At 36.6% G+C, this 24897-nt stretch carries 23 protein-coding genes and 4 pseudogenes; 10 read left to right on the forward strand and 17 right to left on the reverse strand.

The annotated features are described in order from the left end of the window. Positions 1–67: 67 nt before the first annotated feature. The 4 genes and pseudogenes from LZ575_RS11645 to argS form a co-directional block, all read right to left on the reverse strand. A complete protein-coding gene (locus tag LZ575_RS11645; RefSeq protein WP_235324767.1) occupies positions 68–961 on the reverse strand; it encodes a bifunctional 5,10-methylenetetrahydrofolate dehydrogenase/5,10-methenyltetrahydrofolate cyclohydrolase in 894 nt (297 codons plus the stop codon). A gap of 115 nt (positions 962–1076) precedes the next feature. Further along, positions 1077–2404 (reverse strand): annotated as a pseudogene (ffh, locus tag LZ575_RS11650) (signal recognition particle protein). Positions 2405–2505: 101 nt separating this feature from the next. After that, complete coding sequence (locus LZ575_RS11655) at positions 2506–2964, reverse strand: hypothetical protein (protein WP_235324769.1); 459 nt, start codon at positions 2962–2964, stop codon at positions 2506–2508. A 37-nt stretch (positions 2965–3001) separates the two neighbouring features. Continuing rightward, a pseudogene (argS, locus tag LZ575_RS11660) lies at positions 3002–4784 on the reverse strand (arginine--tRNA ligase). A gap of 108 nt (positions 4785–4892) precedes the next feature. On the opposite strand from argS, the gene LZ575_RS11665 reads away from it, so the two are divergent. Further along, a complete protein-coding gene (locus LZ575_RS11665) occupies positions 4893–5327 on the forward strand; it encodes a hypothetical protein (protein ID WP_311195761.1) in 435 nt (144 codons plus the stop codon). A gap of 1 nt (position 5328) precedes the next feature. Here LZ575_RS11665 and LZ575_RS11670 read toward each other — a convergent pair whose 3' ends face one another. Next, positions 5329–5532: a hypothetical protein gene (locus LZ575_RS11670; RefSeq protein ID WP_235324770.1), complete on the reverse strand. Its 204-nt coding sequence runs from the start codon at positions 5530–5532 to the stop codon at positions 5329–5331. A gap of 641 nt (positions 5533–6173) precedes the next feature. On the opposite strand from LZ575_RS11670, the gene LZ575_RS11675 reads away from it, so the two are divergent. The 4 genes from LZ575_RS11675 (at position 6174) to LZ575_RS11690 (ending at position 9959) form a co-directional block, all read left to right on the forward strand. Then, positions 6174–6626: a hypothetical protein gene (locus LZ575_RS11675; RefSeq protein ID WP_235324772.1), complete on the forward strand. Its 453-nt coding sequence runs from the start codon at positions 6174–6176 to the stop codon at positions 6624–6626. 228 nt (positions 6627–6854) lie between these two features. After that, positions 6855–7826 (forward strand): right-handed parallel beta-helix repeat-containing protein, encoded by a 972-nt coding sequence (locus LZ575_RS11680; RefSeq protein WP_235324774.1) that lies wholly within the window; start codon positions 6855–6857, stop codon positions 7824–7826. Between the two features lie 101 nt (positions 7827–7927). Continuing rightward, entirely contained in the window at positions 7928–8299 is a 372-nt protein-coding gene (locus LZ575_RS11685) for a hypothetical protein (RefSeq protein ID WP_235324776.1), read from the forward strand. A gap of 643 nt (positions 8300–8942) precedes the next feature. Further along, entirely contained in the window at positions 8943–9959 is a 1017-nt protein-coding gene (locus LZ575_RS11690; RefSeq protein WP_235324778.1) for a DUF6056 family protein, read from the forward strand. 82 nt (positions 9960–10041) lie between these two features. Here the strand turns inward: LZ575_RS11690 and ctlX are convergent, their stop codons facing one another. Both ctlX and LZ575_RS11700 read right to left on the reverse strand, forming a co-directional pair. Then, positions 10042–10977, reverse strand: a complete 936-nt coding sequence (gene ctlX / locus LZ575_RS11695) for a citrulline utilization hydrolase CtlX (RefSeq protein ID WP_235324779.1) — start codon at positions 10975–10977, stop codon at positions 10042–10044. A 2-nt stretch (positions 10978–10979) separates the two neighbouring features. Then, on the reverse strand, positions 10980–11894 hold the full coding sequence (locus LZ575_RS11700; protein WP_235324780.1) for a dimethylarginine dimethylaminohydrolase family protein: 915 nt from the start codon (positions 11892–11894) through the stop codon (positions 10980–10982). A gap of 279 nt (positions 11895–12173) precedes the next feature. Here LZ575_RS11700 and LZ575_RS11705 point away from each other — a divergent pair, with 279 nt between their 5' ends. The 5 genes from LZ575_RS11705 to LZ575_RS11725 all read left to right on the forward strand — a co-directional run bounded on the left by LZ575_RS11705 (position 12174) and on the right by LZ575_RS11725 (position 17181). Continuing rightward, on the forward strand, positions 12174–13400 hold the full coding sequence (locus LZ575_RS11705) for a hypothetical protein (RefSeq protein ID WP_235324781.1): 1227 nt from the start codon (positions 12174–12176) through the stop codon (positions 13398–13400). Continuing rightward, positions 13390–15126, forward strand: coding sequence for a glycosyltransferase (locus tag LZ575_RS11710; RefSeq protein ID WP_235324783.1), 1737 nt, complete (start codon positions 13390–13392; stop codon positions 15124–15126). Before LZ575_RS11705 ends, LZ575_RS11710 begins: the two co-directional genes overlap by 11 nt. Continuing rightward, on the forward strand, positions 15071–15373 hold the full coding sequence (locus LZ575_RS11715) for a hypothetical protein (RefSeq protein WP_235324784.1): 303 nt from the start codon (positions 15071–15073) through the stop codon (positions 15371–15373). The genes LZ575_RS11710 and LZ575_RS11715 overlap by 56 nt, the downstream gene beginning before the upstream one ends. Further along, on the forward strand, positions 15357–16190 hold the full coding sequence (locus LZ575_RS11720) for a glycoside hydrolase family 26 protein (protein ID WP_235324785.1): 834 nt from the start codon (positions 15357–15359) through the stop codon (positions 16188–16190). The genes LZ575_RS11715 and LZ575_RS11720 overlap by 17 nt, the downstream gene beginning before the upstream one ends. Positions 16191–16326: 136 nt before the next feature. Further along, a complete protein-coding gene (locus LZ575_RS11725) occupies positions 16327–17181 on the forward strand; it encodes a hypothetical protein (protein WP_235324787.1) in 855 nt (284 codons plus the stop codon). A 21-nt stretch (positions 17182–17202) separates the two neighbouring features. On the opposite strand, the pseudogene LZ575_RS11730 reads toward LZ575_RS11725, so the two are convergent. The 10 genes and pseudogenes from LZ575_RS11730 to infA all read right to left on the reverse strand — a co-directional run bounded on the left by LZ575_RS11730 (position 17203) and on the right by infA (position 24897). After that, positions 17203–18487: pseudogene (locus LZ575_RS11730) on the reverse strand (citrate synthase). A gap of 188 nt (positions 18488–18675) precedes the next feature. Further along, positions 18676–19962 carry a phosphopyruvate hydratase gene (gene eno / locus LZ575_RS11735; protein ID WP_235324789.1) on the reverse strand — a complete coding sequence of 429 codons (1287 nt, stop codon included), beginning with the start codon at positions 19960–19962 and terminating at the stop codon, positions 18676–18678. Positions 19963–20163: 201 nt separating this feature from the next. Further along, positions 20164–21278 (reverse strand): annotated as a pseudogene (gene carA / locus LZ575_RS11740) (glutamine-hydrolyzing carbamoyl-phosphate synthase small subunit). Between the two features lie 184 nt (positions 21279–21462). Continuing rightward, the gene (rplQ, locus tag LZ575_RS11745) at positions 21463–21987 is read right to left on the reverse strand and encodes a 50S ribosomal protein L17 (protein ID WP_235324790.1); all 525 of its coding nucleotides are present in this window, start codon (positions 21985–21987) and stop codon (positions 21463–21465) included. Positions 21988–22074: 87 nt separating this feature from the next. Next, on the reverse strand, positions 22075–23067 hold the full coding sequence (locus LZ575_RS11750; RefSeq protein WP_235324791.1) for a DNA-directed RNA polymerase subunit alpha: 993 nt from the start codon (positions 23065–23067) through the stop codon (positions 22075–22077). A gap of 20 nt (positions 23068–23087) precedes the next feature. Further along, the gene (gene rpsD / locus LZ575_RS11755) at positions 23088–23693 is read right to left on the reverse strand and encodes a 30S ribosomal protein S4 (protein ID WP_235324792.1); all 606 of its coding nucleotides are present in this window, start codon (positions 23691–23693) and stop codon (positions 23088–23090) included. A gap of 90 nt (positions 23694–23783) precedes the next feature. After that, complete coding sequence (gene rpsK, locus LZ575_RS11760) at positions 23784–24173, reverse strand: 30S ribosomal protein S11 (RefSeq protein WP_235324793.1); 390 nt, start codon at positions 24171–24173, stop codon at positions 23784–23786. 8 nt (positions 24174–24181) lie between these two features. Further along, positions 24182–24556 (reverse strand): 30S ribosomal protein S13, encoded by a 375-nt coding sequence (rpsM, locus tag LZ575_RS11765; protein ID WP_235324794.1) that lies wholly within the window; start codon positions 24554–24556, stop codon positions 24182–24184. Between the two features lie 3 nt (positions 24557–24559). Then, entirely contained in the window at positions 24560–24676 is a 117-nt protein-coding gene (gene ykgO / locus LZ575_RS11770) for a type B 50S ribosomal protein L36 (protein WP_006988528.1), read from the reverse strand. Between the two features lie 5 nt (positions 24677–24681). Beyond that, a complete protein-coding gene (gene infA / locus LZ575_RS11775) occupies positions 24682–24897 on the reverse strand; it encodes a translation initiation factor IF-1 (protein WP_006988529.1) in 216 nt (71 codons plus the stop codon).

Raw genomic sequence — 24897 nt, forward strand, 5'->3', positions numbered from 1 at the left:
ATCAGCAGAAAAGTAATAGAAAAAGGACCTTTTAGAGGTCCTTTTTCTATATATAAAATTATAACTTCTACTTTACAAGAGTTTTACTTCTATGATTTTCCCTGGCCAGCAAGGTATTCTTTAATAGCATGGAAACCGTCATTGGCCCTACTCCACCGGGAACAGGCGTTATATATGATGCTCGTTTACTAACATTTTCAAAATCGACATCTCCTTTTAACACATAACCTCTTTCAGCATTTTCATCAGGCACTCTGGTAATACCTACATCTATAACCACAGCATCGTCTTTAATCATTTCAACTTTCAAAAAGTCAGGAATTCCAACAGCGATAATCACTATATCTGCCTGGGAAATGATCTGGGTAATATTTTTAGTGAATTCATGGGTGAGAGTTACTGTGGAGTTCCCGGGGAAGCCACTTCTCCCCATTAATATACTCATAGGCCTTCCTACAATATGGCTTCTTCCAATAACTACAGTATGCTTTCCTTTAGTGGGAATATCGTATCTCTCAAGTAATTCTAAAATTCCAAACGGCGTAGCAGGAATAAAAGAAGACATATCTAATGACATCTTACCAAAGTTAGTGGGATGAAAACCATCAACATCTTTCTCAGGATCTACAGCCAAAATCACTTTTTGAGTGTCAATTTGAGGAGGGAGAGGTAGTTGCACTATGAAACCATCGATGTCATCATTCTCATTAAGTTCCTGGATTTTTGCCAGTAACTCCACTTCGCTAACCGTAGATGATAATCTATAGAGTGAAGATTCAAAACCTACATTTTTACAGGCCTGTACTTTGCTGTTTACATAAGTCATACTTGCCCCGTCACTCCCAACAATGATTGCTGCCAGGTGAGGTACTTTTTCCCCACGCTGTTTCATTTTTAATACTTCTGCAGCAATTTCATCTCTAATATCACTGCTGGTCTTTTTTCCGTCGAGAATTGTCATATTTTATAGTGGTCAGTATTTTTTTGGAAGCTCCTTCCTTCCCAAAGGGAAGAGTTAAATCACGAAAAACGCGACATTAAAATTATTTTTAAAATTCACCTTTCGGGGCAGGGGCTTATTTCATCCCGTTCATCATCTGCATCATTTTTCTACCGCCACCACCTTGCATCATCTTCATCATTTTGCCCATTTGGTTGAACTGCTTTAGTAATTGGTTAACCTGTTGTACTGATGTACCTGAACCTTTAGCAATTCGTTTTTTCCTGTTAGCATTAATAACGGCCGGAGTACTTCTCTCTTCAGGAGTCATTGAATAAATTATCGCCTCTACGTGTTTAAAGGCATCGTCGTCTATATCAACATCTTTAAGCATTTTACTGCACCCGGAATCATAGCCATAAGATCTTTCATAGATCCCATCTTCTTTATTTGGTGAAGTTGATTCAGGAAATCGTCAAAACCAAACTGGTTCTTTGCAATCTTCTTCTGAAGTTTTCTTGCTTCCTCTTCATCGTATTGTTCCTGCGCTCTTTCAACAAGTGAAACCACATCTCCCATCCCCAGGATCCTGTCTGCCATTCGGGAAGGATAGAAAACATCAATGGCTTCCATTTTCTCTCCAGTACCAATAAACTTAATTGGTTTATTAACTACAGATTTTATAGATATCGCAGCACCACCACGAGTATCACCATCTAACTTTGTAAGGATTACACCGTCGAAATTAAGCCTCTCATTGAAAGCTTTAGCTGTGTTCACAGCATCCTGGCCCGTCATAGAATCTACAACAAAAAGAGTTTCCTGAGGCTGGATAGCAGTGCGTATATTGGCAATCTCGGTCATCATCGCTTCATCTACAGCTAAACGACCAGCGGTATCTATGATTACTACAGTATGACCATTCTGCTTCGCGTGAGCTATTGCAGATTTTGCTATACTAACGGGATCTTGGTTTCCTTCTTCACTATAAACCTCAACTCCAACCTGGTCTCCTACTACGTGCAGCTGATTTATTGCTGCAGGACGGTATACATCACAGGCAACTAATAAAGGTTTTTTGGACTTTTTGTTCTTTAAATAATTTGCAAGTTTTCCCGAAAAGGTAGTTTTACCACTACCCTGCAAACCCGACATTAATATAATCGAAGGATTTCCGGAAAGATTTATACCTTCTGCCTCACCACCCATTAATTGAGTAAGCTCATCTTTTACAAGCTTCACCATTAACTGTCCAGGCTTTAATGCAGTCAATACATTTTGCCCCATTGCTTTTTCCTTTACTGTACCAGTAAATTCCTTGGCAATTTTATAGTTAACGTCGGCATCAACCAATGCTCTTCTTACTTCCTTTAAAGTTTCGGCAACGTTTACTTCGGTTATCTGGCCGTGTCCTTTAAGAACATGTAAAGCATTATCTAACTTATCACTTAAATTATCGAACATATTTCCTGTTGTTTTATACTGCTTTATCTAAAAAGCGAGGAGCAAATTTAATCATTTTAAAGCCCATTGAAAAAAGTTTCTTTGCAGCTGAAATAAATTATTTAATCAAGTACCTGAAGTGGAAAATAAACTCTTATAGCACCAGTTGAAGGCAATTGTTCAAAATCATATTCAGGTATATCGAAATCGGTAATATAGGGGTTATTACATTCTCCTGTAGATAAGGCTGTAGTGTATTGAATATCCATAATTACTTCACTGTTCAACTTTAAGCTAATAGTATTTTCACCCACAGTCTCTCCCAGGGCAATTCTTAGATACTCCCTGCCGTCAACATTAAGGAAATTGTGATTCACTGGCTGGTTATTATTACTTACCACAGTAAATTGCGATTTATCAAAGGTCCCGTTAGAAAAGAGATTTTCATTAGAACCTTCCTCCACAAGATCTATTAATATTAATACAGGACCTATTACACACTCAGAACCATCATCTGAAATATCACAGGAGGATACTCCTAAGAAAGTAATTAATAGACCAAATAACATTATCTTTTTCATATTTTTCAATTTAGATTTTAGATGGAATAGCTATACTTTACATCCTTTCCGGAACCTGAATCCCCAGTAATTCAAAAGCAGATTTTATAACATCTCCCACGATTTTCGCTAATTGCACCCGAAACACTTTTTCAGATCTTTCTGTTGTACCCAGGATAGTGACGTTTTGGTAAAAAGAATTAAATTCCTTCACAAGATCATAGGTATAATTAGCTATTAAAGCAGGGCTATGATTTTCAGCAGCCTGTTGTATGGTCTCTGGATATAACTGAAGTTGTTTAATCAACTCCTTCTCCTTCTCATGAAGTTTATACTCCGCAGGAACATCAATTTTAGCCTCAATATCAAAATCGGCTTTTCTTAAAATTGACTGGATCCTGGCGTAGGTATATTGAATAAATGGACCAGTATTTCCCTGAAAATCAACTGACTCTTCAGGGTTAAACAAGATACGTTTTTTAGGGTCAACTTTCAAAATGTAATATTTCAAAGCTCCTAAACCAATAATTCTGTAAAGTTCAGCCTTTTCATTTTCTGAATATTCATCAAGTTTCCCCAGCTCTTCAGATATAGCTTTTGCCGTAAGCGTCATTTGTTCCATAAGATCATCGGCATCTACAACAGTACCTTCCCGGCTCTTCATTTTTCCTGATGGAAGATCGACCATACCGTAACTTAAATGGTACAGGTAATTCGCCCACTCAAAACCCAATTTTTTCAGAATTAAAAACAGCACCTTAAAATGATAATCCTGCTCATTACCAACAGTGTAAACCATCCCGTCTATTTCAAAGTCTTTAACCCTTTGTATTGCGGTCCCAATATCCTGGGTCATATAAACTGCAGTGCCGTCACTTCGAAGAACTATTTTCTCATCAAGCCCCTCCCCTGTAAGATCGATCCAGACGCTGCCATCTTCTTTTCTATAAAAAACACCTTTTTCCAGCCCCTCGTTCACAACATCTTTTCCTAAAAGGTAGGTTTGACTTTCATAATAATTTTTATCAAAATCAACTCCAAGTGCCTCATAAGTTTTTTCAAAACCACTGTACACCCAGCTGTTCATTTTTTCCCAGAGAGCCACAATGTGAGGATCGCTAGCTTCCCACTTTCGCAGCATCTCTTTAGCCTCATTAAGAATAGGAGCTTCAGCTTTTGCTTCTTCTTCATTAACTCCCCTTTCTAGTAATTCCTGAACCTCTTTTTTATACTCCTGGTCAAATTTCACATAATAATTACCCACCAGTTTATCTCCCTTTAACCCGGAAGATTCAGGAGTTTCACCATTACCAAATCTTTCCCAGGCGAGCATTGATTTACATATGTGAATACCCCGGTCATTGATGATCTGGGTTTTGTGCACCCTATTAAGCAGCTTTAAGAATTTCAGAAACCGAATATCCCAAAAGATTATTCCTGATATGCCCAAGATGTAAAGGCTTATTGGTATTTGGCGAAGAATACTCAACCATTATGGATTTCGGGTCCTCTCCGGGTAAACTTTTTCCATATTGAGGATCATTCCTTATTTCAGAAAATTGAGATTTATAATAGCTGTCACTAAGCACAATATTCACAAATCCCTGAACTACGTTCACGCGATCTACTTCAGAAACATTTTCCACTAAAAAATCGCCCACGGTTTTACCCAATTGTACCGGGTTTGTCCTCACCAGCTTAAGCATTGGAAAAGTAACCAGGGTGAGATCTCCTTCAAAATCTTTTCGTGTGGGCTGAAACTCTACCTGTTCCAATTCCACTCCATAAGAATTTGCTACTGCTGCTTTTACCTGTTGCTCGATTTTATCCTGGATCTTCATTTATTTAGCGCGTATTTTCTGTTTTTTCTGAAGCCGCAAAGATAATAGAAAATAGAAGTAAGCCCCAGTGCTTTAACCTCAAATCCTTATCTTTAAAGAAAATGCCAGATGCTACTGAATATCAGTTACAACCAACCAAAAATTAAGGAGAAGATTATTGATGAAGTGGGTAAAACTTTTACGTTGGTGGAACGATTCAAATTAAATGGCATTGGCTCTCCCAAACTGCAAATAACCACTGCAAGTATTGATATTCACAATCTCCTCGTATTGGACAATAATACCAATGTGTGCAATATAGAGATGAGGCCCAGGGGCATTATTGTTATGTTCCGCTCGCTTCTGGAAACTTATGCACTTGTTATTCCTTATTACAAATTGAAGTTATACAAAGGAAAATCTGAAGAATATTCAATTTACCGGGATCACTATTTTATTAAAGTAAAAGCAGAAAATCCTGCGGTTCACAAATATATGATGAAGATACTGGATTATAAGACTAAGTACAGCACCCACCAGAGTAGAAGATCTTCTATAAAATAGTTTAGCGCCTATTAAAAGCCATACCTGCTACAATAGAGAGAATTCCCAAACCTACCATCGCCAGAGGTTGAGATTTATCTCCTTCCGCCTCTATTTTTACAGGACCTGCCTCCAACAGAATATCAGGAGTGAAAAAGCTGTAAATGCCATAGCCAATTAAAAGGAGGCCAAAAATGACCAAAACATATTTGAGGGTATTTTTCATTTAAATCATTATAAGATGTGAAAGTACTTAATTAACCTTTAAAACAGCTGCACTTTTTTAATTGGAGCTAACTCGCTAAGCCCTAAGAACATACACAGATCTGTTAAACTTTTATTAAATTTAACACGGTATTTCATCTGCTATTTTTGCATTTCGTCGATTTTTGACTTTACTTTGCCACCTGAATAATCAGAAGATAATACAAGGATCTTTTGAAATTTGCCGAATACCCTGAGTGATCCATCTCTCCCCCCAAAGGATCATTAACAGGACGGTAGAAATTTTCAGCAGTAAGAATTTTACTCCAAAATTAAAGTTAATGTTTTCTACAGCCCCCTACAGCGACTAAGTACTTCAGTACCCTAAAATTATTTGTAATATCTTTTATCTTAGTTATAATCCAATCCTGCTCTGTAGACCAGGAAGAGAAAATTTTAGATAAGCCGGATCTAGCAAAAGAATTATTAAGCGAGTCAAAAATATATAAAGGGGTTTTTGCAGTACAAGGTTCCAACACGAGAGGAACTATTGATTTAATTCTTCCTAAGAATTTTAAGGACCCCAATAAGGTCTATGATGCAGCTGTTGCCAATGTTACCTTACAAAACGGACAAATATTGGTAGTCCAGGCACAAGATATTTTGCAAAAAAGCAGCACTGCAGATTTTAAAGTACAATTTGAAAGTGAAGATATTTCCTTCATTTTTACACTGGACGAGAATAACACGCCATTATTTTCTGAAGTAATTTATAAAGATCAAATGTCTGCTATAGCAGGGGCTGAACATACAGCAGAATCTCCGGTTACTCCTATCACAGGAACTTATAAATGTACGAATTGCGAAAATCAAAATTCTTCTTTTAATGGTATTCCTCTAAACAACGAGGAAAGAACATTTAATATGTTACTTACCACAGCTGATGGACAAACCAATTTGAGTATTCAGGCTTTAGTTGGTATCTTAGTAGATACTGATGTGTTTACTAATGAAACCTGCACTACCGATGATAGATTTAATATTTGTCTTATACGCAGTGGAGAAACCTCATCATCAGAACCCCTGACCTGGACTGGAATTCACCTAAGTATCTAAAATCCCCTGAAAACGATATGGACTGCTCAGATATTTCCGGAAATTTTGAATTCTCCTCTCTTCAATTTGGTTCTATACAGGGAGAATTTAAAAGCGATTCTAAATGTGCTTAAGCAAAACCTATTATGTAAGTCCCACAGGTGACGACAAAAATACAGGAATTTCCCCCTGGATTCCTGGAAATCTATTTCCAAAGTAAATTCCATAAACCTTCAACCGGGTGATGCTGTGTTATTTGAAGGTAGCCATCAATATGACGGAAGCCTTTATTTAGATAAAAATGACGCTAATGATGCTAATAATCCCGTGAAAATTTCCTCCTACGGGACGGGAAAGGCCACAATTTCCTCTGGACTTTCAGATGGTTTAATGGCTTATAACACCGCAGGAATTGTTATAGATCACCTAATTTTCGCCGGAAACGCGACTACAACAAACAAAAATTCTGGAATTAACTTTTATAATGATTTACCTGGAGACATAAAACTTAATTCAGTAAAAATAACAAACTGTGAAATTTTTGGTTACCGGGATTCAGGTATTGTAATAGGATCCTGGAACAAAAATTCAGGATTTAATGATGTACTCATAGAAAACAATAAGGTGCACGATATATTAGATGCAGGAATTTCTTCCTATGGAGAATTTTCGGGCAGTAAAATTGGATATGCCCACTCCAATATTATAGTTAGAAGTTGCGAAGTATTTAATATTCCCGGATATAAAAAAAATCCTGAGAATAATTCCGGAAACGGCATAGTACTTTCAGATGTTCAACATTCAGTTATTGAATATTGCACGGCATATAATTCCGGAAGCGGCAACTCTTTTAGTGGTGGTGGTCCTGTAGGTATCTGGTACTGGGATGCAGATCAGGTAACCATTCAGCATAATGAAGTGTATGGAATGCAGTCGGGCTCAAATAAAGATGGCGGGGGCTTTGACCTTGACGGTGGTGTGACAAATGGTATAATGCAGTACAACTATTCTCACGACAATGAAGGTGCAGGATATCTTATTGGGCAGTTTGGCGGCGCAAGACCAATGAACAATATTACAGTTAGGTACAACATAAGTGAAAATGATGCTGCCACAAATGGAGGAAGTGTTTATTTATTTAATGGCGAAGGTATTTATAAAATGAAAAATATTATTGTGCATAACAACACTTTAGTCTTAACCATACCAGGATATGCTTAAGTGCTGCCAATATAAAATATGCCTCCTGGAAAACGTTAAATCAAAACATTAACTTCTACAACAATATTCTTGTAGCAGAAAATGGCCCGGAATTTATAGACGTGCCTGCGGGTTACGACGGAAAGTTTTTCGGTAATTTATATCATACTACCAAGGAATTTAAAATCAACTACAAAGGAAGTACTTACGATTCCCTTTCAGCTTTTCGAAATAGTGGAAACGAAATCTATCAAACACTTCCTGTGGGATATGAAGGTGATGCTTTACTAACAAATCCCGGAAATGGAGGGACCATTGGATTTGGGGGAGAACTTACTTCTCTTGAAGCATACAAACTGAATGAAGGTTCACCAGCATTAAACAATGGAGTCATACTTCCTTTTGACCCGGGAGCCTCAGATTTTTATGGAAATAAAACCGATGCTTCTTCTAGGAACATTGGGGCCCATCTTTTTAAAGGTGGTTCCTTTTAAATTTTTTATTATTTCAGACACTGAATTGTAAATTATTTACAATTAATTCTACCGGAACAAACAATTTAACCATTTAGTTAATTTTATCTTTTATTTTAATTCTCTGTTAAAATCAATTATTTTTTATTTCTTTGATATAGACTGATAAAAAGCCCCTTTTTTAAACGGGAAACCTTTTAATCCAGAAATGGCACATCTCACAAAAAAATACGATATTGACATTAATAGAAAAAAGTAAATTCTCAGCTAAAAGTGAATATATCCTCTTCGGAATTTTTGTCCTGCTGGTTACTTTCCCTTTTCTGTTTATTTCCCTCTATAATCACCCTTCCGCCGATGATTTTTGCTATTCCAGTCAATCTATTTTCCTAGGTTTTTGGCAGGCTCAATCTTTCTTTTATTTTACATGGAGTGGAAGATATTTAGCTACGGTTCTATTAACAATTTTTCCTATTGATCTAGGTTCTTTAACATTTTACCGACTCTTACCCGTTGCCTTGATTTTATCTTTTGGTTTCTCCATATACTGTTTTTTAAAAAAGCTATTCCCGGGTTTAAGTGCCAGCGATCGAAACATTTTCGGTTTAATGATCTTTTTTCTGTACTTATTTAAAGCACCCACAATTACCGAAGCTTTTTTTGGATGCCAGGCTCTATAACCTACCAGTTAGCTGCAATTTTAACACTATTCCTGTTAACCTTCATTTTACATCTTAAGGATGGGAATACTATAATTACAAAAATTTTGTATACGTTGCTAGCGGGAGTGCTTTGTATAGCTGTTGCAGGTTTAAATGAAACTTCTCTTATAATCCTGAATGTAATCCTGGTTCTATGGTTTTTAATTGATACTTACAAAAACAGGAGGGTGAATCCTTTTTTAATTTCACTGGTTGTTATTACCATAGTTGCTTCTGCTTTTTCAATATTTTCTCCTGGAAATACTGAACGAATGTTAGTTAAACCCGATAAATTTAAACCCTGGTTTTCAATTAGCTTTTCAATAAAATATGCGCTCTATGCAATTTTAAGATGGGCACCAATGACTCTTATATTAATACTACTATGGGCACCACTCTTAACCAGAATTGGTCAAAATTTAAGACAGCGATTTTCTCTTAAAAATTTTTCCTTTCTTCATATTTTCCTTTTAGGATGTTTTTTACTTTGCTTTATTTTCTTATGTTATTTTCCTTCCCTCTGGACTCAGGGAGGACCGCCTCCCGATAGAACGGTAAATGTTATTTTTCTACTCTATATATTTGGAATATTTACCCTTGCCTCCGCTATTTTGCTTTTTCTAAAAAACACAATATTTCAAAAAATTTTATTTAGTATACAGTTTAGACTTAGTGCGTGCTTTTTAGGCTTAGCTTTAATTTTTTTAACTACCAACAATGTAAGAACCGTATATAAAGACCTGTTGACTGGCACAGCAATGAAATATGATATTGAAATGGAGGAGAGATATACACTTTTAAGAAAGTGTGCTGAAGAAACTTGTGTTGTTCCAATAATAAACCATACCCCTAACACGATCTTACCTTACGATCTTGCAACTCAAACAAAAAGTGAAGAATATTATTATAATGAGTGCCTTTCTGATTATTTCGATAAACCTTTCATTATGGGCCATTATGAAGAACCTTCAAAAGAATAATGCTTACACATCTTTTCTTTCTAAGCAATAAATTTTTAAGTTCTAAATGATCCCGAAGAAATACTTAAGATGAGCTGAAGTTTTATGATGGGGGAAGAAACACTTCTGCCATCATACATCTGGTACTGCCACCTCCACAAGTTTCAATTGTATTTACGTCTGCACTCAAGATTTCACAATAGGATGTAATTTTTTTCTTTTGTTCAGAAGTAAGACTATCTTCCGCAGTCTTACTCATTACAAGATACTTTTTGCCAGCTTTACCCTTAACCTGGAGCATATTTCCGGCAAAATTATGAATCTGTTTTTCCGAAATTTTTATAATTTCCTTACCGTCGCCTTTTAGGTGCTTAAGAACATTTTTGCGTTCCCCGGAGTCGTCTATACTATCCAGGCAGATTACCGCAAACTCCTCTGCGAGGCACATCATTACATTAGTGTGGTAAATGGGTTTTCGTTTCCCGTCTACATGCTGATTGGCTGTAAAAATAACAGGGGTAAATTCCATGTCTTCACAAAACTCAATGAATAATTCTTCATCTGCTCTTGGAGATAATGAACAATAAGCTTTTTGATTTGCCCTGTCAAGGATCATACTACCCGTGCCTTCTAAAAACACATCCTGCTCCTCAGCACTCGTATAGTCTAAAACTTCATTTATTTTGAAGCCTATTTTTTCCAGTTCTTCAAAAAATTCCATTCTCCTTTCTCTCCTTCTATTAACGGCAAACATAGGATAAACTACTACTGTACCGTCTTCATGAAAAGAAACCCAGTTATTTGGAAAGATAGAATCGGGTGTATCCAGTTCAGTTTTATCATTAACTACTACCACGTTAACTCCGGCATCTTTCAGTTTTTCAACAAAAGCATCAAACTCTTTTTGAGCCTGTATATTAATTTCCTCATTTTTTAAATGAAGATCTTCCTGAAAAAAATTGTTTACAGCAGTTTCTTCGTTCATCCTAAAGCCTACTGGCCTCACCATCATGATAGTATCTGTAATTTGTTCTGCCATTATTAATCTCGTATTAAAGGTAAAGTAGAGCAACGCAAAAGCCCCTCCTGTTTTGATATTTCAGCATAGGGAACCTCCTCTACTATAATATTTTGTTCTCTCAACCATTGGTTAAGCCGCGTAAAGCCTTTTTCAGAAATCACTACATCCTCAGAAATAGAAAAAATGTTTGAATTCATATCATACATTTCATTGCGGGTTATTTCAAAAACATTTTCCCTGCCAAATAAGTTTACCAGCCAATTATAATCCTCTTCATATAAAAATCCATCTTTATAAATTATGGCTTTATCTTTTCCCACAGGTTGAAAACAACAATCTAAATGCAAAGCATTATCTTTTGCAATTGTATTAGATTTTCTAAGGCTAAAACTTTTGACACTTTTGTGAGGGAACATAAGCTGTAAAGCTTCAACTGCTGCAATGTTTGTTCTAGCGGTAATAAGATCTTTGTAATCCTTACCGTCATAGGTCCCTACAAAAATATAATTCTTATAGGGCATAATGTCCCCTCCTTCGGCGTGCGCTTCTTCGGGAAGGTATATTATTTTCTTAGGATCAAATTGATCAATGACATTACTAATAGCTTCTATTTCTTCATCCCTGTTAGGCAATATATTAGCCTTAATAAATTTGTCTTCAATTACAAATGCTATATCCCGGGTAAATATTTGGTTATAGTCTTCTATAATTTGAGGTCTAAAAACTTTGACATTATACTTTTTCAAAACTGCAGCTACCGCCTCTATTTCCCTGACCATATCCTCTTCCACGGGATACGTCCCCGCTTGAATATGCTCTGCTGATTTTGGATCGTAAGCTTCGGCCAATTCCGGAGTAGGGCCATTACTTACTGCAGTGCCCAGAACAACAGCTCTCAACCGACCAGTTTCACTGGTAATATTCAAATTTAACATAAGGACAGTTTTGAGCAAATATAAAAAAGTCGGTAGGATATAAAAGTCTTTTATCTTTTATATATAATAGGGTATTTCTGATTTTTACTTATGTAGAGAAGCACATATTTATACTTTCTCTAACAAATTAGAATACCTATCTTTTAATATCTTAGCGCATCCCTACAAACCCTGCACTCAAAATAATTTTTTCTGAAAAATCTAAATGTAATATTTATTTCAGGTTTCATTTTAATCTTTTTGAGCGCTTGCACCAATGGCAAAGCTCCGGAAGATTCTATGCCTGCAGTCTATGTCGTAGAAAGTAATTCTGGCTTTAGATTGTTTAGAAATGGAGAAGCATTTATAATTAAAGGAGCTGCTGCACACCCTAAATATATGGAAGAGTTGAAAGCCGCCGGGGCAAATACAGTTCGTATATATGACACTCTCCATTTAAAGCAAACGCTTGATAAGGCGGCAAATTTAGGACTTGCTGTAGTTTTAGATATCCCACTGCCCAGTTATTCTAAGGATCCTCAGGTTTATGAAGATGCAGAATTGTTTAAAGATTTACGGGAAAATGTTCTTTTAACGGTAATGAAATACAAAGATCATCCTTCACTACTTTATTGGAATTTGGGAAACGAAATAAAGTATCCCGAGTTTTACAAAAATTTAAATTTTTTTTCCAATTACAGGTCTCTTGTTGATGACATTCATAATGAAGACGGTGAGCACCCGGTAAGTACCACTGTAGCCGGAGCGAGCAGAAGGCGGACAAGAAGCATGATTTTAAGAGAAACAAATCTCGATTTTTATTCCTTTAATATTTTTGGAGGAATATCTACTTTCCCGGATCAATTAGGTGTCAATAAATACTTTTGGGAGGAAAAATATGTTATTTCAGAGTGGGGAATAAACGGCCCCTGGGAGAATGGTTATACTGCCTGGAAAGCTCCAATTGAAGAGACCAGCACCAAGAAAGCTGAGCAAATTAGAGAAAGATATTATAATTATCTCCTACCCCTGGAAAAAGAAGGTTCTCTTGGGAACTTAGTTTTCTACTGGGGGAAAAAGAATGAAATCACTCCGACCTGGTTTAGCTTCTTTGGAGAAAACAGTGAAAAAACCCAGGTTGTTTTTGAACTTGAAAAAATCTGGAAAAATTCTGAAGGAGTTTACCAAGGACCCAAATTAAAGTATCTTCTTCTAAACGGTAAGGGTGCCTTAGAGAATGTCATATTATTGCCCGGAATCATGGCTGAAGCAGAAGTAGTTCTAACACAGCAAGAAAATCAAGATTTAAATTATGGTTGGGAAATTCGAAAAGAATCCTGGTTTGTTGAAGACGAAAGTGTGCTTTTAGATAATTTGGAACACCAAAAAATGGAGAATAAGGTATTTTTTAAAGTTCCTAAAGAGGAAGGTGCCTATAGGCTTTATGTTTATCTCACCAACACAACCGAATATATTGCAACCGCAAATTTTCCCTTTTATGTGCTAAATACAGAAAATGGAGAATAAAATTACAACTCCTACTGTAAAGGAAAGAAGGATTATAAAGTTTATGATTCTTCTGGGAATTTTTAGCATCTTAAATTTTATATACTTTTTCTTCCAGCCGGAAAATATTGGCGATCCATTTCTTTTTACTCTGCTCACAATAACCCTTGTATACAGTATTACTAAAAAACTGTACATGTGGTACAATTATTCTAATATTTCGGTCCCTGAGTCTCCAGGCAAAACACCAAACCTGAAGGTGGATATTTTAACTACTTACTTCCCGGGAGAACCATACCAGATGACCATCACCACCCTGGAAGCTATAAACCATATTACATACCCACATACCACATATTTGTGTGATGAAGCTAATGATCCTTATTTAAAGCAATTTTGTGAGGAAAATGGTATTATTCACGTCACCAGAGATAACAGGATCAATGCCAAGGCAGGGAACATCAATAATGCCCTGGAAAAATATGCCGAAGGTGACATTTGTGTGATTCTGGATCCCGACCATATACCTGAACCAATTTTTCTTGACCCCATTCTTCCTTATTTTAATGATCCTGAAATTGCATTTGTTCAAATAGTGCAATCCTATTATAATATTAAAGAAACATTAGTCGCAAGGGGTGCAGCCGAACAAACTTTTCAGTTTTATGGCCCTATGATGATGACTCTAAATGCTTACGGTGCGGTAAATGCCATAGGTGCAAATTGTGTTTTTCGAAGAGCTGCATTAGATAGTATTGGAGGTCACGCACCGGGACTCTGTGAGGACATGCATACCGCTATGCTTTTGTACTCAAAAGGCTGGAAAGCAGTATATGTCCCCGAGGTATTAGCCCGGGGGCTTGCCCCCTCCAATCTTACCAACTTCTTTAAACAACAATTAAAGTGGTCCAGAGGTACATTTGATTTACTGGTGAAGGTTTACCCTAAAATTTTTAATAAACTAACAGGAAGACAAAAGATTCACTACGGGATTTTGCCTTTACACTATTTAGGAGGAGTAATATGCCTTATTAATTTTTTAATACCAGTAATATCCCTCTTGTTTGCTATTACACCCTGGGATGGAAATATTATAGATTTTGCACTGGTAATCTTACCTGTAGCCCTAAGCTCTCTTCTAATTCGAACCTTTATACAAAAGTGGGTTATAGAGAAAAAGGAACGCGGATTCCACCTGGTGGGAGGACTTTTATTTATAAATACCTGGTGGATCTACATTATAGGCCTACTATACACGATCATAGATAAAAAGGTACCCTACCTTCCAACACCTAAGGAAAATGAATGGAATACCAACTATCGAATTGTTATCCCTAATTTAATAGTTGCCATTGTTTCCCTATTTGCCATTTTCTATGGATTAAGTATAGATTTCACCCCCTACTCCATAGTTATGGCAGGCTTTGCTTTTTTTAATGCCTGCATAATGTTTTTCGGTATTTATTTAAGTAATAAAGTTACCAATCAAAACCGCATTTTAAGAACAAGCCTTACAAAATCAAAAATTTCCTTTTTATGGAAAGCTAAGGAAGGGATAGGTGAATTTGCAAGTTCAGCCTTTTCTATTACAAGGAAAATTGCGCTTCCACTACTACTCCTTACTCTCATTACTTCAATGAATTTAAAGAACCTTAATGATTTATATAGATGGGAAATGGTCGAGGCTCCCTATGAAAGAAAAAAATTCCCGAGAGTATCTGGGCATTTTCCACCCTCAGGAAATTAGTGGGTTATCTGATATTCAGGAAATTAATTTACTGGAAAACAAGTTCAACGTCAATTTCCATATAATTTCTTTCTACCTGGCCTGGAACCAGGAAAGCCTGACTAACTTTCCGGAGAAGTTAATGGAGGCAACCTATGAGAAAAACGCTATCCCGATGATAACCTGGGAACCCTGGGTTTCAGAATTACAGGTTGATGATACTATTCCGGCTCTAAAAGAAAAGCTAGGGTTTGAAATTTATTGCTGAAGGATACTTTGATGTCTACATAAAAGAATTTATTAAGAAACTGGGTAGTTATAACAGACCTGTTTTTTTACGCTTTGCTCATGAGTTTGACAATCCCCAATATCCCTGGTCTTCTACGGGAGAAAATACTCCTGAAGATTTTAAAGCAGCATGGAGACATTTAACTTCAATCATAGCAGCAGAAGGGGCAGATAAAATTGTAATGGTCTGGAATCCCTGGAAGGCTGAATCTATAGTAGATTATTATCCGGGAGATGAATACGTAGACTGGATTGGTCTAACTGCACTTCATTATGGACCCCTCAATGATGACCACTTATATTATTCCTTTGAGAGTTTATATGAACCCTTCCGGCAGGAGATACTTAATCTTACAAATAAACCAGTAATGCTGGCAGAATTTGGAGCTTTAAATATGGATGGGACCCAGGATAAATGGATTCAGGAGGCAATTGAAAGTATAAATAATAAATTTCCTGAAGTTTCGGGTATCGTTTTATTTAATAGCGCTTTTGACCAAAATATACCTCAAACAAATTATAACCTGAAATTTTTAGACTGGACCTCTAATTCTCTGTCTTTTATCCAGGAAAATTTTAGTGCTAAATCCTTAAGCACCTACACGACCTTAAACGAGATTACCAGCACAAACTCCTTAAAAAATCCTCTTACACGACATAACATAAGAGGTGTACATTACAAAAAAGGAAAAAACTGGAAAGATAATTACTATGCACTTACGAGGAATGTTCTTAAAAGAGATTTTACTTTAATGAAAGAAGCCGGAATTAATACAATTCACTACACTAAGCAGTAATATTTACGATTATAATTTAATCAATCACGCCTCTAATTTTAATTTAAATATTATTTATGAATTTGCCTTTGACAAAGGAATTGATTTTAGAAATAGTGAGGAAACCGCAGATATAAGTGAAGACATTCTAACAAAGGTGAAGAACCTGGAGGATGAAAAAAACATCATTGCCTATTCCTTCAAATATGACCTACAGTTCCTTTACACCAAACCGGGATTATTCGATCAGCAAATTGCCTATCTCACCTGGCTCCAAAAATTGATTTCAGAAATAAAAAGTCTGGATGATTCCAGGTCAATCGTTCTGGAACTATTTCTTAACGATAACACGAGGACCACTATACAATTACTTAATAAGACTCTTCCCATTGATTCCTACGGACTTATTATTAATAATACTTCAAGGCTTGAGGAGGTACTAAACTTTGCAAAAGAGGAAGATATTTCAGTTTATATAAGTCAGTTAGATTCAGAAATTTATCTTGCCAACAAGCAACTGGACACCTTAGATCTACTACTGAAAAACTGGCAAAACGAAAGAAGTAGCAGCCATTTAAGCTTTGATGGTCTATTAGACTTCAACGGAAATAAAAAACTTATTTTGGCGGACATAGAAACCCGGTGGGGAGGAAAATCAAACAAAATGGATGAATTTCAGGCTTCCATTTTAAAACCTGCGGTTCCACTTTATCCGGGATCTTCCAATGTTTATAATGCAGTAATTCTTGAAGACAACGCATGGAAATTAGCTTCAGAAAATAATACAGAATTAAAATTTATGTGGAGCCTTATAAAAAATGATACTTACGGGAATGCTCTTGCAATTAAAGAACTTGAGGAAGGTCCACAAATATCTATAGAAATTCCAGAGCAGTACGAAAATTATGAGTTATTACTTACGGTGAAAAAAAATGGTTATACCACCAGCAGTAAAACATCACTTCATACTCCCTGGAAAAATAACTGCAAAAAAAAAGCTCCATTAAAATGAAGCTTTTTTTTTGCAGTTATTTTATCGTTTTTCAACGGGTTTAAAATCCCGAAGATTTTCACCTATGTAAACCTGTCTGGGCCTCCCTATTGGTTCTCCTCCTAATCTCATTTCCCTCCATTGAGCTATCCAACCCGGCAACCTTCCTACTGCAAACATAACAGTAAACATTTCTGTTGGGATGCCCATCGCTCTATAGATAATTCCTGAATAAAAATCGACATTAGGGTATAGCTTGCGTTGCACGAAGTACTCGTCTTCTAACGCAGCTTTTTCCAAAGATTTAGCTATTTCTAATATGGGGTCATTTACTCCAAGATCTGAGAGAACTTCGTCTGCCGCTTTTTTAATAATCTTGGCACGTGGATCAAAATTCTTATACACTCTGTGACCAAAGCCCATAAGCCTAAATGGATCTTCCTTGTCTTTAGCTTTATCTATAAATTTTGACGTATCCCCTCCATCAGCTTTTATTTCTTCTAACATCTCAATTACCGCCTGATTTGCACCCCCATGTAATGGACCCCAGAGAGCAGATACTCCTGCGGAAATAGAAGCAAATAAACTGGCGTGAGAAGAACCCACAATTCTTACTGTTGATGTAGAGCAATTTTGTTCGTGATCTGCATGAAGGATAAGCAATTTATCCATAGCGTCAACCACCGTTTTATTGAATTTATACTCCTCACCGGGCTTCTGGAACATCATTTTAAGTAAACTCTCTACATAACCCACTGAGTTGTCTCTATTCTCAAGCGGAAGGTCACTTGTGCGACGTAAGGTCCAGGCAGCAAGGGTAGGAAACTTAGCCAAAAGCTTGACAATTGCCTTGTACATATCTTCTTCTGAACTAACGTTAACAGATTTGGGATTGAAGGCAATTAGTGCACTTGTAAGAGAGGAAAGCATGCCCATTGGATGAGCTGTAGAAGGAAATCCATTAATAACCTTCTTCATGTCCTCATTAACTTCACTTTGGTTCTTTATGTCTTCTTTAAAATTATCAAGTTGCTCCGCATTTGGAAGTTCACCAAAAATTAGAAGATAAACTACTTCGAGAAAATCTGCCTTTTCAGCAAGATCTTCAATACTATAACCCCTATATCTTAAAATACCCTTCTCTCCATCTAAAAAAGTAATTGCACTCTCGCAACTTCCTGTATTTTTAAATCCCGGATCCAGCGTGATCGCACTAGGTTTTACTTCTAAGGCTTTTAATATCAATGGCAACTTCATTTTCACTTCCAATGGTTACCGGGAACTCGTATTTCTTCCCCTCTATCTCTAACGTAGCAACTTTTGACATATATGTTTATCTTTTTTCAGATTATATTTAAGGAATGCTAAAATACAAAATAATAAGGAAAATTGTAGCCAATATAGATAGGTAATTTCACGTTTTCGCAGCAACAGAAGCCAATTACACAAAATTTTTTAAACAAAAAATCCTCCCAATTTATTTGGAAGGATTTGTACATTAATTCTCAATTATTTTTAGATTTTAAAGGCTTTTTTCTGCGGATAAAAAGCAACACTCTCCAATTCCTCTTCGATACGCAAAAGTTGATTATATTTTGCCATCCTGTCACTTCTGGAAGCAGAACCTGTTTTAATTTGTCCTGTGTTTAATGCTACTGCAAGATCGGCGATCGTATTGTCTTCAGTTTCACCTGAACGGTGCGACATAACACACGTGTACCCGGCATTTTTAGCCATGTTTACTGCAGCAATAGTCTCGGTTAAAGTCCCAATTTGATTGACTTTGATAAGAATTGAATTTGCAATTCCTTCCTTAATTCCTCTTGATAATCTTTCAACGTTGGTAACAAACAAGTCATCGCCTACTAACTGAACCTTATCTCCCACTTTATCTGTCAAAGCTTTCCAGCCTTCCCAGTCATTTTCATCCATACCATCTTCAATAGAGATAATTGGATATTTTGAAGCCAGTTCAGCTAAATATTCAGCTTGTTCCTGGCTACTTCTTACTTTTCCACTCTCACCCTCAAATTTGGTGTAGTCATATTTTCCGTTCACATAAAATTCCGCAGCAGCACAATCCAAAGCAATCATTACTTCATCTCCACCTTTATAACCCGCTTTTTCTATAGCAAGTAGAATTGTATCTAATGCATCTTCAGTACCATCAAGGGTTGGTGCAAAACCTCCTTCATCACCAACTGCTGTACTTAACCCTCTATCGTGCAGAACTTTCTTTAAGTTATGAAAGATCTCTGTACCCATTTGAAGTGCCTTTGAAAAACTTTCAGCTTTAACAGGCATAACCATGAACTCCTGGAAAGCAATAGGGGCATCACTGTGAGACCCTCCATTTATAATATTCATCATAGGCACGGGAAGTGTATTGGCACTTACTCCTCCTATATATCTATACAAAGGCATATTTAGTTCATTCGCAGCAGCTTTTGCTACTGCCAGGGAAACGCCAAGGATAGCATTAGCTCCAAGTTTGGCTTTATTGGGTGTGCCGTCAAGCTCTATCATAACCTGATCAATTAAATTTTGATCGAAGACAGAGTAGCCTAAAAGTTCTTCAGCAATATCATTATTCACATTTTCAACAGCTTTGGAGACACCTTTGCCCATAAATTCTTTACCACCGTCCCGCAGTTCAACTGCTTCATGTTCACCCGTAGAAGCTCCTGAAGGAACAGCAGCTCTTCCCAAAGTTCCATTCTCGGTTAAAACATCAACCTCTACTGTTGGATTACCTCTTGAATCAAAAATTTGCCTCGCGTGAATATTAATTATTGTACTCATATACTTTTTTTGTTGATTAATTAATGCAGCCCTAAGATACAAATAGAACTACTAATTTGCGAGGAAAACAGAGGTAATAACCTACAAATTTAACAATAACGTTTTCGTTCACTCAAAAATCAAATCATCACGATGACTTATACATCAAATAAAAAATGCCGGAGAAAAGTTCCGGCATCCTATATATCTTCAAGAACGGCTTTATGCTTTCACAGTTTTCATTCGTTCTATAAATTCATCAAATAAATAGTGAGCATCATTAGGCCCGGGACTTGCTTCGGGATGATATTGAACCGAAAACACATTTTTAGATTTCATTTGTAAACCTCCAATAGTGTTGTCGTTTATACTTATGTGGGTAATCTCAACATCAGGATGAGCTTCTGTTTCTTCTCTATCTACGGAAAACCCATGATTCTGAGAGGTTATTTCGCCATTCCCGGTCTTTATATTTAAAACAGGATGATTAATTCCTCGGTGACCGTGATGCATCTTATAGGTGGAAATTCCATTTGCAAGGGCAATAATCTGGTGGCCAAGACATATCCCGAACAACGGATGATCATTGGCGATAATATCCTTAGCGAGAGCTATAGCCTTATCCATTGGTTGAGGATCCCCTGGACCATTTGCAATAAAATATCCATCGGGTTGCCAGTGTTGCATTTCTTCCAGCGTACTATCGTAAGGAAAAACTTTTATGTATACGTCTCTTTTTGCAAGATTTCTAAGGATTCCTTTTTTGATCCCCACATCCAGCGCCGCCACTTTATAAGTGGCATTTTCATCACCAAAAAAGTAGGGTTCTTTTGTTGAAACCTTGGATGCAAGTTCCAATCCTTTCATGTCCGGCACTTCAGCCAATTGCGCTTTTAAAGCCTCAATATCATCTACCTGTGTAGAGATGATGGCATTCATTGCCCCATTTTCGCGGATATATGCAACTAAAGCCCTCGTATCAACATCGGAAATAGCAAAAAGATTACTGTCTTCAAGGAAATCCAACAAGGACCCATCGGCAGAAGGACGGGAATGATTGTAACTGAAATTTTTGCAAATAAGTCCGGCGATTTTTGCTTTGCTGGATTCGCTCTCTTCATTGTGGACACCATAGTTACCTATGTGCGCATTTGTAGTAACCATAAGTTGCCCGTAATAAGAAGGATCTGTAAAGATTTCCTGGTAACTTAAGTCATACCCGTATTAAAACATACTTCCCCCACAGCACTACCTTCTTTATTCCCTACGGCCTTTCCGTGAAAAATTGTACCGTCCTGCAAAAGAATAAGTGCTTTTTTTCTATTCTGGTATTTCATATCCTTTCTAAAATTTCAGCGATCCTCAAAAAGATCAATTTTTAATTTGTTGCAAAATTACTTAAAATAGTTTAGTTTTCAACCTTTCGACCAGTTCTACCAGTAAGCCGTTCTGGTTCAACAAAAAAGGGATAAACCACTATGGCTTATCCCTTTTAAAATTATCAATCAAAAAGCGTCATTTCTATTCGTCTTTTTTGTCTTCTTTAGCTTCTGATTTAGCTTCAGTATTTTCTGCTTCAGATTTTGACTCATCTTGCGGTGCAGAAGCAGCATCAGTAGTGGCTTTTTTACCTCTACCAGCTCTACGAGTAGATTTCTTCTTCTCTGGCTTTGTAGTGTTATAAATTTCGTTATAATCTACGAGCTCGATAAGTGCCATATCTGCATTATCTCCAAGACGGTTACCTAATTTGATAATCCTGGTATATCCTCCCGGACGGTCTCCAACTTTAGGAGCTACATCTCTAAATAATTCCGCTACAGAATCTTTACTTCGAAGTTTAGTGAAAACCAATCTTCGGTTATGTGTAGTATCTTCTTTAGACTTTGTTACCAAAGGCTCTACAAACTGCTTCAAAGCTTTTGCTTTAGCCACAGTAGTGTTTATTCTTTTATGCTCAATTAGGGAACACGCCATATTTGCCAACATTGACTTACGGTGTGCAGTTTTTCTACCTAAGTGATTTATTTTTTTTCCGTGTCTCATTTTTGTAAGATGTTAGATATTAGATTTTAGATTTTAGACTACGCTTCATTGCCTCACGTCTTAGATCTAAAATCTCATGTCTAAGTATTAGTCTTTGTCCAATTTATATTTTGACAGATCCATACCAAAGTTTAAACCTTTGTTGTTTACAAGCTCTTCAAGCTCTGTCAAAGATTTTTTACCAAAGTTTCGGAACTTCATCAAGTCGTTCTTATTGTAGGATACTAAATCTCCCAAAGTATCTACTTCGGCAGCCTTTAAGCAGTTTAGTGCTCTTACAGAAAGATCCATATCTACTAACTTTGTCTTTAGCAACTGTCTCATGTGAAGAGATTCTTCATCATAAGTTTCAGTCTGTGCTATTTCATCGGCCTCAAGAGTTATTCTCTCATCAGAGAACAACATAAAGTGGTGAATCAAAGTTTTTGCAGCTTCAGTTAAAGCCTCTTTAGGGTGAATAGATCCATCGCTTATAATTTCAAAAACCAGTTTTTCATAATCTGTTTTTTGTTCTACACGATAGTTCTCAATGCTATATTTCACATTCTTAATCGGAGTGTAAACCGAATCAGTAAAAATAGTACCTAAAGGTGCGTTAGCTTTTTTGTTTTCTTCTGCGGGAACATATCCTCTACCTTTTTCAACAGTAAGCTCCATATTAAAGCTCACTTTTTTATCAAGGTTACAAATTACAAGATCAGGGTTTAAGATTTGAAAACCTGAAATGAATTTTTGGAAATGTCCTGCTGTAAGCTGATCCTGACCAGAAACAGAAATGGTAACGGCTTCGTTGTCTATTTCATCAATCTGCCTTTTAAACCTCACTTGTTTAAGGTTTAATATTATTTCTGTAACATCTTCTACCACGCCAGGGATAGTAGAGAACTCGTGATCAACACCTTCAATGCGAACTGAGGTAATTGCGAATCCTTCTAATGATGATAACAGTACTCTTCTTAAAGCGTTACCAACGGTTAATCCATAACCTGGTTCCAAAGGGCGAAATTCAAATTTCCCTTCGAAATCGGTGGAATCAATCATTATAACTTTATCGGGCTTCTGAAAATTTAGTATTGCCATATTACGACTTCTGTGAATTATTACTTCGAATATAATTCGACGATGAATTGTTCATTTATGTTTTCCGGAATTTGAACTCTACCAGGTACAGAAACAAAAGTTCCTTGTTTAGTATCGTTGTTCCAGGTAATCCATTCGTAAGTAGCACTTGAATTAGAAAGTGAACTTTGGATTGCGTCCAAAGATTTAGACTTCTCTCTAACTGCAACTACATCACCAGGATTTAATTGGTATGAAGGAATGTTTACAATCTCTCCATTAACTGTAATATGCCTGTGTGAAACCAATTGTCTTGCTCCACGACGAGAAGGGGAAATTCCCATTCTATATACTACATTGTCAAGTCTAGATTCACATAATTGTAAAAGCACCTCACCTGTAATTCCATTAGCACGTGTTGCTTTTTCAAACATATTTCTGAATTGGCGCTCCAATACACCATAAGTATATTTAGCTTTTTGCTTTTCCATTAACTGGATAGCGTATTCAGATTTTTTACCTCTTCTACGGTTGTTACCGTGTTGCCCCGGAGGGTAATTTCTCTTTTCAAAAGACTTATCGTCTCCGAAAATAGCTTCACCAAATTTTCGAGCTATTTTAGTCTTTGGACCAGTATATCTTGCCATTTAAAATTGATTATTAAGAAAGCGATCAGGAATTAAGGTCACTGTCCTTCGCAGATCGTTTTGCTTTCTTTGTTTATACTTATTAATTAATTAAACTCTACGTCTTTTTGGAGGACGACATCCATTATGTGGTAGTGGAGTAACATCAACAATTTCTGTTACTTCAATCCCAGCATTATGAATAGATCTTATTGCAGATTCCCTTCCGTTCCCAGGCCCTTTAACATACACCTTTACCTTACGTAAACCTGCTTCGTGTGCAACTTTAGATGCATCCTCAGCAGCTAACTGCGCAGCGTAGGGAGTGTTTTTCTTAGATCCTCTAAAGCCCATTTTACAAGCAGAAGACCAGGAAATTAAATCACCCTTCTTGTTTGTTAAAGAAATAATTATATTATTGAAAGAAGCAGTAACATGCGCTTCTCCATTAGACTCAACGATTACTTTACGTTTCTTTTGAGCGGTTTTTGCTTTTGCCATACTACTTATTATTTAGTCGCTTTCTTCTTGTTAGCAACTGTTTTTCTTCTTCCTTTACGTGTTCTGGAATTGTTCTTAGTACGTTGACCTCTTAAAGGAAGACCGGAACGGTGGCGAATACCACGGTAAGATCCAATGTCCATAAGACGTTTAATACTCATTTGTACTTCTGAACGTAATTCACCTTCAATTTTGAAAGCTCCAACTGCATCACGAATTCGGCCGATTTCATCATCGTCCCAATCTGAAACTTTCTTGCTCTCATCTACATTGGAATCTTTCAGGATCTGTTGCGCCCTGCTTTTGCCAATTCCGAAGATATAGGTTAATGCTATAACTCCTCGTTTTTGTTTTGGTATATCAACACCTGCAATTCTAGCCATAACTTATCCTTGTCTTTGTTTGAATTTAGGATTCTTTTTGTTTATCACGTAAAGTCTGCCTTTTCTACGCACAATTTTGCACTCGGCACTTCTTTTTTTAACTGATGCTCTAACTTTCATCTTAATTAGTATCTGTAAGTTATTCGAGCCTTAGATAGATCATAAGGACTCATTTCTAATTTTACTTTGTCTCCGGGTAATAATTTAATATAGTGCATACGCATCTTTCCCGAAATATGAGCGGTCACCACATGACCATTCTCAAGTTCTACACGAAACATAGCATTTGATAATGCTTCAATTATCGTTCCGTCCTGCTCTATTGCTGATTGTTTTGCCAT

Source organism: Antarcticibacterium sp. 1MA-6-2, assembly GCF_021535135.1.
Taxonomy (GTDB): Bacteria; Bacteroidota; Bacteroidia; order Flavobacteriales; family Flavobacteriaceae; genus Gillisia.